12 protein-coding genes are annotated in these 14,808 nt (G+C 41.0%); 7 read left to right on the top strand and 5 right to left on the bottom strand.

Features of this window, described 5'->3' with window-relative positions:
• Positions 1-92 precede the first annotated feature (92 nt).
• The 5 genes from V7O61_RS02215 to V7O61_RS02195 all read left to right on the top strand — a co-directional run bounded on the left by V7O61_RS02215 (position 93) and on the right by V7O61_RS02195 (position 4,831).
• Entirely contained in the window at positions 93-893 is an 801-nt protein-coding gene (locus V7O61_RS02215; protein ID WP_288070253.1) for an undecaprenyl-diphosphate phosphatase, read from the top strand.
• 94 nt (positions 894-987) lie between these two features.
• Entirely contained in the window at positions 988-1,293 is a 306-nt protein-coding gene (locus V7O61_RS02210) for a DUF134 domain-containing protein (protein ID WP_023844685.1), read from the top strand.
• A gap of 59 nt (positions 1,294-1,352) precedes the next feature.
• A complete protein-coding gene (locus V7O61_RS02205; RefSeq protein ID WP_407282884.1) occupies positions 1,353-2,186 on the top strand; it encodes an Mrp/NBP35 family ATP-binding protein in 834 nt (277 codons plus the stop codon).
• A 102-nt stretch (positions 2,187-2,288) separates the two neighbouring features.
• Positions 2,289-4,103: an anaerobic ribonucleoside-triphosphate reductase gene (gene nrdD / locus V7O61_RS02200; protein ID WP_407282885.1), complete on the top strand. Its 1,815-nt coding sequence runs from the start codon at positions 2,289-2,291 to the stop codon at positions 4,101-4,103.
• A 23-nt stretch (positions 4,104-4,126) separates the two neighbouring features.
• Positions 4,127-4,831 (top strand): hypothetical protein, encoded by a 705-nt coding sequence (locus V7O61_RS02195; protein ID WP_407282886.1) that lies wholly within the window; start codon positions 4,127-4,129, stop codon positions 4,829-4,831.
• Here the strand turns inward: V7O61_RS02195 and V7O61_RS02190 are convergent, their stop codons facing one another.
• Positions 4,832-6,826 (bottom strand): PAS domain-containing sensor histidine kinase, encoded by a 1,995-nt coding sequence (locus V7O61_RS02190; protein ID WP_288070257.1) that lies wholly within the window; start codon positions 6,824-6,826, stop codon positions 4,832-4,834.
• A gap of 287 nt (positions 6,827-7,113) precedes the next feature.
• On the opposite strand from V7O61_RS02190, the gene V7O61_RS02185 reads away from it, so the two are divergent.
• Positions 7,114-7,545, top strand: coding sequence for a polymer-forming cytoskeletal protein (locus tag V7O61_RS02185; protein WP_407282887.1), 432 nt, complete (start codon positions 7,114-7,116; stop codon positions 7,543-7,545).
• An 8-nt stretch (positions 7,546-7,553) separates the two neighbouring features.
• Here the strand turns inward: V7O61_RS02185 and V7O61_RS02180 are convergent, their stop codons facing one another.
• From V7O61_RS02180 to V7O61_RS02170, 3 genes are all read right to left on the bottom strand, one after another.
• A complete protein-coding gene (locus V7O61_RS02180) occupies positions 7,554-8,312 on the bottom strand; it encodes an ABC transporter ATP-binding protein (protein ID WP_407282888.1) in 759 nt (252 codons plus the stop codon).
• Positions 8,313-9,140: an ABC transporter permease gene (locus tag V7O61_RS02175; RefSeq protein ID WP_407282889.1), complete on the bottom strand. Its 828-nt coding sequence runs from the start codon at positions 9,138-9,140 to the stop codon at positions 8,313-8,315. It abuts the gene before it with no gap.
• Positions 9,141-9,231: 91 nt separating this feature from the next.
• Positions 9,232-10,260, bottom strand: a complete 1,029-nt coding sequence (locus V7O61_RS02170; protein WP_407282890.1) for an ABC transporter substrate-binding protein — start codon at positions 10,258-10,260, stop codon at positions 9,232-9,234.
• Positions 10,261-10,409: 149 nt separating this feature from the next.
• Between V7O61_RS02170 and V7O61_RS02165 the strand changes: the two genes are divergently transcribed.
• Positions 10,410-10,931: a helix-turn-helix domain-containing protein gene (locus V7O61_RS02165; RefSeq protein ID WP_023844699.1), complete on the top strand. Its 522-nt coding sequence runs from the start codon at positions 10,410-10,412 to the stop codon at positions 10,929-10,931.
• A 57-nt stretch (positions 10,932-10,988) separates the two neighbouring features.
• Here V7O61_RS02165 and V7O61_RS02160 read toward each other — a convergent pair whose 3' ends face one another.
• Entirely contained in the window at positions 10,989-14,798 is a 3,810-nt protein-coding gene (locus V7O61_RS02160; protein ID WP_407282891.1) for an S-layer protein domain-containing protein, read from the bottom strand.
• Between the last annotated feature and the right edge of the window lie 10 nt (positions 14,799-14,808).

The following is a 14,808-nucleotide window of genomic DNA, read 5'->3' as shown; positions in this document are numbered from 1 at the left end:
AGAAATAATACCAGAGGAGAAAAAAGAAAAAGACATCAATATACAAAAATAACCACCCCATATATATACAAATAAAGCCAAAATGGCACTGGATGTTAACAGTTTTTGAGGCAATAGTACTTGGAATCGTTCAGGGATTAGCTGAATGGCTACCAATCAGCAGTGAAGGCATGACCACGCTTGTCATGTTGAATTTTTTTGACAAAACACTTGCAGATGCACTCCCCATTGCAATCTGGCTGCACACGGGAACATTACTTTCAGCTGTTGTGTTTTTCAGAAAAGATCTAAAGGAAATAATCACAGAAATTCCACAATATATCAAAAACTGGAATTTGCAGGAGAAAAAAGACAGCCTGATAACATTCTTACTAATAACAACTGCAATAACCGGGATAATCGGACTCCCACTTATTCTCTTTGCAACCGGGATGAATGATTTCTCCGGAAGACTTGCAACTGCAATTATCGGCGGATTGCTCATATTCACAGGCCTGCTTCAGATGTCTGCCTCAAAGAATAAAATTCACAGAGAAAAAGCGGGAATCAGGGATTCAATAATTGTTGGTACAACACAGGGATTTGCAGCCCTGCCTGGTGTCAGCAGATCAGGAATTACTGTGTCCACATTACTGCTGAGAAACATCGAACCTGCACAGGCATTGAGACTTAGCTTCCTGATGAGCATACCGGCAGTTCTGGCTGCAGATGTTGGAATGGGAGCAATGGGGCTGCTGGACATCAGTGCAAATTCATTGCTGGCACTTGTCTTTGCTTTTGTTTCAGGGATACTTACCATTGATCTGTTCATTAAGGCAGCCAGAAAGATAGATTTCTCTAAATTCTGCATAGCTCTTGGAATTCTCAGTATACTGGCATATTTTGTTGGATAATACAGCCACAAACAGAATATCTCACAAAAGAGAATAAATATATAAGATTTTCTGCCAAGATATAAATAAGAAATCAATTATTGAGTGCATAACAATGACTTGTAGAGGAAGACCCAAAGCTCCAAGAAGAATTGAGTGCTCTCCGGACGTATTGTATTTTAAACCACGCGGAGTGCCACTGAAAGAACTTGAAACCGTAGCCCTTGCCATTGAAGAGCTGGAGGCCCTGCGTCTTGCAGACCTTGAAGGATTGCAACAGGAAGAAGCAGCCATCAGCATGGGAATTTCAAGGAGGGCATTCTGGCAGGATCTTCAAAATGCAAGGAGAAAAGTGGCTTTGGCACTTATTGAAGGCAAGGCCATTGAAATTACCGGAAAAAATTTATCGGACACGGAATAACTGCCAGAACGTTATTTGTTGTCCGCTAATTAACATATCAACATCACAAAGGAGATCACATGACACAGAATATCCAGAGTACAGAGGACCTTTTAAAGAAGCCTGAAGTGCCAAAGCTTGTCAGGAACATGAGAGCCATTAAAAAGAAGATAATGGTTATGAGCGGCAAAGGCGGAGTAGGAAAAAGTACCGTTGCTGCAAACCTGGCTGCAAGACTCGCTGAACGCGGAAGCAAGGTAGGACTTCTTGACGCGGACATCCACGGACCAAGCATCCCAAAGATGTTCGGTATCGAGGACACAAGACCGGAAGTTGATGAGAATGGAATCGTCCCAATCAGCGTCACAGAAAACCTTGTGGTAATGTCTGTAGCACTTCTTCTAGAGGACAAGGACGCACCTGTAATATGGAGAGGACCTGCAAAGATGGCAGCCATTAAACAGTTCCTTGAGGACGTTTCATGGGGCAATCTTGACTACCTTATCGTTGACCTACCACCAGGAACCGGTGACGAACCACTGAGTATCGCACAACTCATCGAAAAGATGGAAGGCGCAGTTGTCGTAACAACCCCACAGGATGTTGCCCTTGTAAGCGTCAGGAAATCCATTAAATTCGCAGAGATCCTGAAAGTGCCTGTGATCGGAATCGTAGAGAACATGGCAGGAATTATCTGCCCGCACTGCGACGAAAAGATAGATATCTTCGGCAGAGGCGGAGTAGAAAAAGCAGCCAAAGATTTCAATGTAAGCGTACTTGGTGAACTCCCAATGGACCCAAAGATCGCAGAGATCGAGGACAGCGGAAAAGTCCACACAGACATCAACGAAGAAATGCTCTGGGGTAAGGAATTTGCTTCAATCGTTGATTCTGTTGAGGGGTTTAAGAAATAATTACAGTGGAAGATTACTCTTCCACTTTCTTTTTTACAGATTATTTCACTTTGAACCTGATACCTCATTCACTTTTTATACTAAAAACACAGAGTTTTCTTTATGGGAGCGGGGAGCCCTGAGAATATTGACAGACTTGACTTCATTAACCCAACAGAACTCATCGAAGACGTCCTGCTGGACAGAAGCTGGCTGCTAAAGGAAAACTCGAACACACGTCTGAGTCCGTCTGTTATAGACCTGCACATTGCATCCCAGATCAAGAAACAGTACGCTCTGGAGAAACTCTACTCACCGGAAAGTTCCCGGGCACACAGGGAAGGACTCATCCACATCCATGACCTGCATGATCCTTTCAAACCATATTGTAACGGAATCGATGCAAGAGTATTCCTGAAAGATGGACTGAGGTTTCCGGATACTACAAGTCTTCCAGCAAAGCGATTTCAGTCTGCACTCTTCCATTCAATGTCCTTTATGCTGCACTCCCAGCAATTTTTCGCAGGGGCGCAGGCAATAGATATGCTGAACTGGATGCTTGCACCACATCTTCATTACGATAATATCACTGATGAACAGCTCAGGCAAATGATACAGGGATTCATGTTCCAGATGAACCATTCCAACCGTCCCGGAGCCCAGAGCGCTTTTACCAATATCGGACTGAGAATAACATGCCCTCCGCTCATTGCTGACCAGAAAGCCATATTCGCAGGAAAGAGGCTTGATGAAACTTATTATTCATTTGAAAAAGAAGCGAGAACAATTTACAGGGAGTTTATGGAAGTCGCTGCCGAAGGTGACGGACAGGGATTCCCATTTACATTCCCGTTGCTGACAACTGCCATAACCAAAGACCTTGACCCGGATGATCCGCTCTGGAAACTTACAATGCATGCAACAGCTTCAACCGGAGCACCTTATTTCCTGAATCAAAAAACTGACTACCTTTCCGACGAAACAGTGCATGCAATGTGCTGCCGGCTCTTTGCAAGACATACAGGCGGAATCTGGAGTGCCGGAGAAATGGGCAATGGTTCCAACAAGGTTGTTTCAATAAATCTTCCCGGTGTTGCACTTCGAGCTAAACAGCCGGACGATTTTTTTTCAGAACTTGACAGAGTTCTGGAAATTAGCAGGCAGGCACTTATTGAAGGTAACGAAATCATCAGAAAGTCTCTTAATGAATGGAAAATTCTGCCGTGGCTTCTGAAATCAACTGATGATGGAATGCCATATTACGAATTTGAGAAAAGACACCTGACATTTGGAGTCGTTGGACTGAATGAGTGTCTCATGAACCTCACAGGCGAAGGCATTCTTGGGAAAAAGAAAGAAGGCATGGAAATAATACGATACATGGCAGACAGGATACAGGAATTTGCCATTGATGACAATATAGAGTATACTCTGGAACAGACACCTGCTGAAAGTACTGCTCATCGCTTTGCATTGCTGGATAAAGAACAATACAGTGGCAGAGCAAACTTTCAGGGCAGTGATGAGGTTCCATATTACACCAATTCCACCCATGTTCCTTACAAAACTGAGACATCCCTGGCCAATCGCATAGCAACGGAAGCGGAGTTTCATCCGTATTTTACAGGTGGTACAATCTGCCACATCTGGATGGGTGAAAGTTTCCCGGACCCGGGAGGACTTTCAGATTTTATAGAGCGGCTAACAGAGACAGAACTTGCATACTTCTGTTTCTCACCGGATTTCTCCATATGCAAAAATGGCCATAGCTCCAGAGGAATACAGGAAAGATGCCCTCATTGTCAGGCAGAAATAGTTGACCACATTTCCAGAGTTACCGGCTACTATGGCCATGTAAACAACTGGAATCCCGGAAAGATTATGGAATACAAAGAACGCTACAGGTACAGAATGAACTGCACGCAGAAAGATAAATAAGTCCGCAAGCCGTCTGAAACATTATGATTTTTACGAGTGAAGCATCGTTCAAATGGCTTTATTCCCAGGAGATTACGAAAGTAAAAGACCTTGCACGCGTGGTACAGGCAAGTTATCTCTGGAATGAGGAAAACAATTTCGCAGAACAGCTTATGGGCCTGCGTACAGGAGACTGCTGGAATAGTGACCTGAGAGATACTTCACGTGCTGTGTCTGTTCTTGCGTTGACAGGAACCGCGTTTACTGAAACTGGTAAATGGATCCTTGAAAAACAAAATAATGGCTCCTGGAATGAGGACGTATATGACAGTACGTACGCCCTTGCATCACTTGCAGACCTTGGATTATTCAACCCTGAAGGATGCCAGTGGCTTATTGAGAATTACGGGGAAAAATGGGAACATCCCGGAACAACAGCACTTGTAATTACAGCCCTGATGAAGCAAGACAGACTTGGAAACACGAACGACTATGACATGTTCATTGAAGAAAAGACAAGATGGATAATCTCAAGAAAAGAAGTGAACAATTCATGGAAAACGCCTGCAACCACCAATCTTGTTATCCAGTCACTTATGCTTGCAGGACATAGAGATGAAGTCACTGAATCTGTAAAATGGATTCTTGACCAGATGAACGATAACGGTTCATGGGGAAAGGAGAACGGAGATATCAATACGACTTCCCTGTCGCTTATAACATTGCATGAATACATAGACAGCCAGTAATCACTTGGCCGGAAGAAGAACGTGAATAGTTGTGCCTGAACCTTCCTCACTCTCAGCCCATATAGAACCATTGTGGGCTTCTATTATCTTCTTGCAAATATAGAGTCCAAGACCGTTGCCGCCATATTTGCGTGTTGATGAACCGTCCACCTGATAGAATCTGTTGAAGATATCAGGAAGATCAGCTTCGGAAATACCAATACCCTCATCAGCTATTTTGATATGGATATTGTTGTCATCCTGAAGTGAGCATGTTATTGAAATTTTACCTCCATCATGCATGAATTTGATGGAGTTGTCTATAATATTGATAAAAACTTCTTCAAGGTAATCCAGATCACCATTAATTAATGGAACATCGCATGGAATTGACCGTTCCACAACATGGTTCTTGCGTTTGATCTCAGGATCCCTGTCATGCAATGCAGAATCTATGACCTCACAGATCCTCAGAGGCAAGAATGTGTATTCAACATTACCGCCTTCGGTGATACTGACGTACAATAATGAATCGATAAGTCTTCTGAGCCTTTCAGAACTGAACATCATCTTTTCAACTGCATCTTTCTGTTTCTGACTTAATTCTCCCAAAGCTCCTTCATACATCAACTCACTATATCCTTTAATAGGAATTAGTGGTGTTTTTAACTCGTGCCTGAGGTTAGAAATAAACTCATCCTTCATCTTGTCAAGAGATTTCAATTCCTCATTTGCCCTGGCCAGATCTTCAGCATACTGTTTGAGTTTTTCTTCCGCTTCCTTGCGCTCGGTGAAATCCTCAACAACGCAGACTCCACCCATGAATTTACCTTCATCAGATATTACCGGGCTAAATTCTGCTTTTATAGGAATTACTTTGTCTGAGAAAGGAGACTGGAAATTATCCTCATATCTTGCAGGAATACCAGCAAGAACCTGTATTATTGCTTTTTTAAGGTCATTATCATCACTGAAGGAATTAATTATATTAAACCCTATAATCTTTGAAATCACCTGCTCCTCAGGAATTCCAAGTATCCGGACAAGAATCTCATTGCACTGCGTGATTACACCGTTTTCGTCAAAGTGGAAAATACCGAGAGGTGATTTTTCAAACATCATGCGATATTTGTTCTTTGCAATGCTTGTGAGCCTCTCTTTCATCTTCCTTTGTGAAATATCATTAATGATTGCCCCGTGGAAAATATCACCCTTATATCTGGTAGTTGTAATAGCCAGTTCTATAGGGAACTCAGTATCATCCTTACGCAAGCCAGCAACTTCAATGATTTTACCAACAACAGGGGATTTTCCAATGGATATTATTTCGCCCCAGCCTTCGTGAGCCTTACGATATCGTTTTGGCATGATATGCGTAATATTTTTACCAATAATCTCATCTTTAGTAAAGCCAAAAAGCGCGGTTGCTTTCTTGTTCCAGAACGTGATGTCACCTGTATGATCTGAAAAAACCAGTGCATAAGGAATTGAATCAAGATGCTTGAATAGTTTTTCAATATCCCTTAACATTTCATTTTCAAAATCATTTTTGTTCTGGATACTTGCACATGAAAGAAGAACTGCTTTTCTGGGTGAGTCTTTGTCTATTAAAAGGCTGACATTGATAAGAAAAGTTGATATTAAACCGCCTGAATCTTTGAACAGAAGCTCAGTAGAACAGAATAATTCAGTATCTTCTGTGTTTTCCTGGAAAAAAGATGAGAGAAAAGATGTTGCATAGTCTTTTTCTTCTTCTGGAAGACAAAGCCTGGTGAAATCTTCTTTTGATGTACTATTTTTAAGACCAAAATATTCCTGCGCTTTTTTATTAGCAATTAAGATGCAATTGTCCTCATCAACTATAAGCATAAGCTGGTCGACCATATCATAATATGCCTGTGACTGTTCTATATCTGAAAAGTTAATTTCAGTCACCCGCAACAGAGATTCCTCTATATCGGGTGAATGACTGTCATTGTCATTCTCAAGTTCAGGCATTTTTTTGTTTGCGACCATCTATACACCTTTGTATCCGACAAACAAGTTATGAAAACTAAATCAACAGGTCTCAGATATTATGTAATTGTATTGAGAATATAATATATAATAGTTAGTATCCATTGCTTATTGTATATAAATGCTAATAAAATATAGGAACTGATCCTACATATATTTTGTATATACAAACATTGATATCAAACAAAATATAAGAAAAGAGAAAACAGGTAAGAATCAAGGATACATGCAGCTAGAAGAGCATTTATAATCTGAAAAACCTATTGAAGTATACATGGTGACCTTAGATGAGTGAAAATCCAATAAAATATCATGAGGACTCTAACACTTACATTACCCGAAAAAACAGCTATTTTGAAAAGGACATCAATATAGACGGGAACCTTATAGTCGGACAGGGTTCTAATTTCTGGAAAGATATCAATGTCAAAGGAATACTGAAACTTGGAAAAGGTACTTTTGTAAAAGGCAATGTCAGAGCAGACGAAGCTATCATAGGTGCCAGATCTGAGATTAATGGAGACGTTGAAGTTGCCGGAGACTTAAAAATATTTGATTCCGTAAAAATAGACGGTTCAGCAATTGCCGGAGATGATATGCATGTACGTCCCGGATCGAAAATAGGCTTTGCAAAAGCCAGCAGCATAATGGAACTTGTGGGCAAGGTCAGTATTAAAGAAATAGAGTCGGGAACAAAAGTGATTGTGCGTTCTGAATGAACGCATCTTTAATGACCCTGTTCTTTCAGAAGAGATTTCAATATATGGTCACGAAGCCTGTTTGCTTCGGGACTCGTCCTGTCCCTGGGCCTTGGAAGATCTACATTGATTATTTCCTTGATTTTTCCTGGACGGGCACTCATCATTACTATTTTGTCGGCAAGGAAAACTGCTTCGTCAACACTGTGTGTTACAAAAAGAATTGTTATGTTCTTTTTCTGCCATATTTCCAGTAATTCCTGCTGGAGTATGTTTCTTGTCTGAGCATCCAGTGCACCAAAAGGTTCGTCCATTAAAAGCACTGAAGGTTCATTTGCAAGAGCCCTTGCAATAGCAACCCTTTGCTTCATACCACCTGAAAGTTCGTATGGATAGCTGTCCCTGAATTGCTGAAGACCGACAAGTTCAAGATATTTTTCACCTCTGACGATGGCATCTTTCTTTTTTACACCACTCATCTGGGGACCAAATATGATGTTATCTATAACCGTTTTCCACGGGAAAAGTGAGTATTCCTGGAAAACCATGCCCCTGTCAGGTCCGGGAGAATCTATCTTAGTGCCGTCCAGATAAACTTCACCGCTATCTGGTTTATCAAGACCTGAGATTATCCTCAAAAGTGTAGTCTTACCACATCCGGAAGGACCGATAAAACAGACAAAATCCTTGTCATTAACTTCAAGGCTTACATTATCCAGCGCCAATGTTGATTTATCTTCATCCTTTGTGAACTTACGGGATACATTAGTTACTTTTACACTACCCATTCAGATCACCACTCCTTTGCGCCATTTAAGGAGTTTACCATCAATACAATACCTCAACAGGCGATCAATAAAAAGTCCAAGGAAACCAAGAATCAGCATATAAACAAGAACAAACTCCATCCTGTGAAGATCATAAAAATGCCACATCTGATAACCAAGACCGTTACTGCTGACTCCAAACATCTCAGCAGCAACAAGACACATCCATCCAACACCCATTGCTATTCTGATTCCGGCAGCAATGGAAGGAAGAGCTGATGGAAGAGCCACATAGCGCATCAGTTCACTATTTGTATTGCAACCCAACACTTTTGCTGCTTCAACATACACTCTGGATACGCTTTTAAAACCTGTGAAAGTATTGATCATAATTGGGAAAACTGCACCGATGAATATCAGAAAACCTGCTGCAAACGGATTCAGACCAATCCAGATGATAGCAAAAGGAATCCATGCAAGAGGAGGGATAGGACGTATTATCTCAATAATAGGGTCAACGATACGGTCAATTGTACGGAACCAGCCCATTATCATGCCAATTGGGATTCCTATTATAAGAGCTGCAATAATACCTATACTAAAATGCATCATACTGTAAAGAAAATCAACTACTAACATTGGAAGCTGTAAGTCTAAACCCACAATAGTCAGACTTGAATCCCTTGATATAATTTCAACCAATGCACCGGCCACATCCGTAAAACTTGGCAGATAGAATTTATTCCCTACAACATAAACTGCTATTATCTGCCAGAGAACTATCGCAGAAAATATAGATATGATTTCTACACTTTTCTCTTTTAATGCCTGGATATGTTTTTTTACCATGGGTCCTCCAATATGCGAAGATAGTGAGACTCCGAACAAAGATAGAAATGTCTACTTATTATTTAAGTTATATCAAAAAAAAGAAAAAAGATTATTGATCCAGAGCATCATAGAAGCTCAGATCAAATATATCTTCCTGAGTGAGAGGTGCACTTATGTATCCAAGTTCGTATTGAACCTGTGCATAATCAACGGTTGAATTGACTATGAGGTTTGGATCTGCTATCCATGAACCATCCCAATCTGTAAGTGATTTGTTTACCAGTTCAAGACCCAGGTCCGGATAAGCATCAGCATAGATCTGTGCTGCTTCATCAAGGTTCTCTGAGTTATATTCAGTTGCATGAACATGGGTTTCAACTATTTGCTGTACAATTTCTGGGTGCTCTCTTATGAGTTCTCCGCTCACAGCAACCACACAGCATGCATGATCCTGAAGCATTTCGCCAGAGGATACAACTGACCTGCCAATACCTTCACTTTCAACTATTGTTGGTGATGGGTGAGGAAGGAATACTGCATCCACTTCATCTGCTGTAAGAGCGGTTATTGCCGGTCCGGAACCCATTCCTTTGATTACTACATCATTTTCAGGATCAATTCCGTTCTCGTTCAGCCAGTTCCTTAGCAGAGTATCCTGAATGGTTCCTGCAGGGAATGTTGCTATAGTAAGTCCTCTGAGATCTTCCGGACTCTCATATGGAAGATCGGTTTTGAGCACAAGGTCTGAGCCTTGAATCTGAACAGCAGCTACTATCTTTGCATCAAGACCGTTTGCAAGGGCAGCAATAACAGGAGCTGCACCAACATATGCAACATCGATTTTATCTGCAAGCATGGCCTGCATCTCAGGTGCACCTGTTGCAAATTCATTGTCATCGATAGAGACTATTCCGTAAGGTTCAAGGTCTTCAAGCCACCAGCCTTTTTCCCTGGCTGTCATATATGCAATCTGATGTGTACTTGGCTGATAACCAAAAGTTAATTCAGTAATAGTATCTGCCTGCTCTTCCTGCTGATCAGCCGTATCCTCTGCGCATCCTGATACGAATACGGCAAGGACAAGTGCGATCACAAGAAATAAAGTAGAAGCTAATTTGAATGTCTTTGTGTGATTCACATTACCACCTGTAATATTATTAGATAATTTGTTTGCACGAGCCTATATATTATATATATTTCTACAATTCGTAAGCACTATATCCTAAAAAGATTAATTTGAAATACGTATTTACCTTTATAGGACATTAATAAAGTAGGTGTGTGGAGATGAGCACTGTAGAAAAAATAATAGATGCTGTTTTTGAATCTGATGAAGACTTCAGGAGAATCCTTTCTATTACAATAAAGGAAGACCTGAACATGAATATGGCAGAATTTGCCGTGGAGGCCGGTGTCCCTGCCAGTACGCTTTACAAGATAATGTCTGGAAAAAGAGAACCCAACGTTAAGACACTAAGGCAAATCATAAAAACGATTAAAAGACTGGAAGGTTCTGAAAAGGGAGAATTCATTGCTGTAATAGCTGCAAGACCGGTACTGGATAATATCAGTGAAACTAAAAAAAAGATATGTGGGAATCTGTGCACCATCAGGGAATACTCTGCAACTTCCATGGAAGAAGCCATTATTGCTGCGGTGCGTGCTGAGAGAGAAGGAGCTAAAGCCCTTGTATGCGCCCCAATAGTCAGCCCTACGGTAGAAAAAATACTGAGAATTCCTGTTGCAACCATTATGCCAAAGAACAGTCTCTTTGAAGCTATTGAACTTGTAGCCAGAAAAATAAGTTAATTTTGAGTCAAAACAAGATTTTAAGTAAAAATAAAAAGAGAAAAAAAGAGTTGTCGGTTATTTCCCGATCAACTCTTTGATTGCTTCTACTGCTTCTGCAGCCTTTGCCTGTGCGATTTCTACTGTCCATCCACCTGCCGTAAACAGATATGCGACTCCTCCAATTGCAGCAAGACCAATTGCTCCGAGAACATAGAGAATGGTTCCTGATTTCTCGAAGACCTCATAAGTTGTTGTAAGATCTCCAAGCTGTACTTCATAAGTACCAGGTTCTTCTTCTTCGTGGGTAAATTCAACTGTTGTTGAATTACCAACTGAGAGTGTTATGGTCTGTGAATCTACAATTACATCATTGACCTTGAGCTCAACATTGTAGGAACCTTCGGCAGTACCTGTGTTTATCACATCTGCAGTAATTGTTGCTTCCTGTCCCTGTTTGATCTCAAGAGGACTTATTTCCAGATTGCTGAATTCAAACTCTGCAGCAAGCTCATTGACCTTAAGATCAAGTTCAGCATCGTTCATACCGGACTTGGTGGCTTCAATTGAGTGAGTACCTGCCTCTGTTACTGTATAGGTTACAGTACCATCACTGCCAGTTGTACCAATTGATTTTCCGTCAAAAGTGACAGTTACTCCGGAAATTGCATCGCCTCCAATTGCCTGCAGGACATAGATGGTGATGGAGCTTCCTTCATAAACCTCATCAGGAGATACTTCGATGCTCATCTTTCTGGTTTCGTCATCCTTATCGATGACTTCAAGATCATCGGAAGCTGATGTGTAACCGTCCTTTTCGGCAGTTATCTCAAAAGTACCAGCCTCGTCTGCATCATAATCAATTGTACCTTCATCATCGGTGGTTCCTATGGTAGTACCTTCTACCATGACAGTAGCGTCTGATATTCGTGAACCACGTGAAGTAATAGTGATTGTTACTTCATCGCCTTCTGTTACAGTAGATTCACTGAGACTGATGCTCAGTGCCTGGGAAGCTGCTGTTGTGACTTCAACATATGGATAGTATCTTAGAGTACCTGAATCAGCAACCCTTATACCAACCTCTCCCATGAGAGTGATATCTTTGTCTTTTGAAAGGCTGATGGAATCTTCATTCTTCATGACAATGGAATCTTCACCATAGCTGGTAATCTCCATCGCATCATAGGATTCTCCATCTTCCAGTTCGATGTAATCCTCAGAGATCTGGAAAATACCCTCCACAAATACTGCATTTGATTCGGTACCTGCAAATACCTCGTTAAAGTGTATTATTATGATAGGCACATCATCTGCATCGCCAAGATCTTTCTCGTAGACATAATCATCGTTTGCGGATACTATTTCTGTGTCAACCTCATCGCCATCCTGATAGAGTTCAATGAGTACACTGTCCCCATTAGTGTCGACTTCGATTATATCCATAGTATATCCTTCCTCAAGAATCAGGGAAGAACCGGAATAAACTGATGCTTTATCATCATCATCCAGTAGTACTTTGGATAGTTGACCATTGGACATGAGGCTTACTTCGTCAACATCATCGACATCTGTGTCGTCTGTATAACCTGCGAAATACTTCTCTGCCATAAAGCCGATTACCTGGAATTCTCCCCAGTCTGAATGCTCGAACTCTACGGATGCAGGAGTACTTGTATAAACAAGGTCACCGTCATCGATGCTTCTGCCGGATATAGCTGTTAATTCAAGTGTTTCAGTCTGGATACCCTCGTCAATATCGTAGTAGAAACCTTCGAAGTTAAGAGGAGTCCATGTTAGAAGGTCATCGTCTTCTGCCACTGTACCACGAAGCTCGTATGTGCCAGGGTCGGACATGTCAACATATGGAGCAAACCTGATATCATCGTTATCAGCAACTACGAGGTTGATACTGCCCATAAGATTAATTGTCTTACCTTTTGAAAGTGAAACAGTTCCGTCATTTTCCATTTCGATGAGCTCATCACTTATGGATGTGATTTCCATTTCACCAATGGATTCACCATCATCAAGTTCAGTATAGTCATCTGATATCTGGAAGACACCCTGAATGAAAACTGCATTTGATTCAGTACCACTGAATACATCATCAATGTGGATAATTATCAATGCTACATCATCTGCGTCTCCGAGATCGGTTTCGTACACATAGTCATCTCCACTGGAGATAACAGCACTATCGATTTCATCACCGTCTTGTGTAAGGGTTACATAAACACTGTCACCATTGACATCAACTTCAATGACATTCAGTTCATAACCTTCTTCAAGAATCAGTGAGGAACCGGAATAAACAGACTCTTTGTCATCATCATCAAGAAGAATCTTTGAGAGCTGACCTGCTGACATCAGACTTACTTCGTCAACACCATCAATGTCGGTGCCATCACTGTAACCGGCGAAGTATTTCTCTGCCATAAATCCAATAACCTGATAGGAACCCCAATCTGAGTTTTCGAAATCAGTTTCTACAGGTCTTGTCTGGTAAACAATGTCACCGTCTCCAAGTGAACGATCGATATTGTAGATAGTCATGTTCTCGGAACTCAGACCTGATTCAAGATCATAGAAGAATCCAGAGAAGGACTTTGCATCCCATATATACTTGTCATCTGACTGATCTGCGTTCTCGTCCCAGATCCTGTCACCAGTGTAATAGGTCTTTGGATAAACCGTGATTGTTACTGCATCAGATGTGTCGTCACCGTCACCGTTTGTAGCTTTCAAAGTTACATTGTAAGTTCCGGTTGATGTGAATGTGTGTGTTATGGTGTCATTTGTTGTAGTTGTAGTATTACCATCATCAAAGTCCCATTCCAATGATGTAGGACTGTTTGTGGATGTATCTGTGAAAGTTATAGTGAGAGGAAGAGCACCGGATGTTGCACTTGTATCAAAAGATGCAACCGGTGGGTTGGATGAAGAAGATGTTGTGAAAGTAGCTATTGTGGAATTAGAAAATACACTTGCATTACTGGAATTGTAAGCAAAAACACTATAATAATAAATAGTGCTTGAACTTAGACTGGAAAGTGTTTTACTGTAGCTAGAATCACCACTGAAAGGACCAATGGAAGAACCCAAAGAGGAAGTGGTTCCATACTCTACATAAGTATTTGCATCGCTTTGGTCGACATCATAACTGATTACAGCACTATCCGAAGTGATACTACCAGAACCTACACCAGAGAGAATAGGAGCAGTGGCAGTAATGGTAGCACTACTAGTAGTAAAACTGTCTATTGAAGAATTGGAGAATTCACTTGCATTACTGGAATTGTAAGCAAAAACACTATAATAATAAGTAGTGTCTGGACTTAGACTAGAAAGTGTTTTACTGTAGCTAGAATCACCACTGAAAGGACCAATGGAAGAACCCAAAGAGGAAGTGGTTCCATACTCTACATAAGTATTTGCATCGCTTTGGTCGACATCATAACTGATTACAGCACTATCCGAAGTGATACTACCAGAACCTACACCAGAGAGAATAGGAGCAGTGGCAGTAATGGTAGCACTACTAGTAGTAAAACTGTCTATTGAAGAATTGGAGAATTCACTTGCATTACTGGAATTGTAAGCAAAAACACTATAATAATAAGTAGTGTCTGGACTTAGACTAGAAAGTGTTTTACTGTAGCTAGAATCACCACTGAAAGGACCAATGGAAGAACCCAAAGAAGAACTGGTTCCATACTCTACATAAGTATTTGCATCACTTAAGTCTACATCATAACTGATTAAAGCACTGTCCGAAGTAATATCACTAGAACCTACACCAGAGAGGATAGGAGCAGAACCTAATGCCAGTCCTGTGAATAATATAAGAGATAATCCAATTAATAGTAATTTAAACTTATTTCGCATTCTAAACCTT

Source organism: Methanolobus sp. WCC1, assembly GCF_045690315.1.
GTDB lineage: Archaea > Halobacteriota > Methanosarcinia > Methanosarcinales > Methanosarcinaceae > Methanolobus > Methanolobus tindarius.
This window is presented reverse-complemented; position numbering and strand designations above follow the sequence as displayed.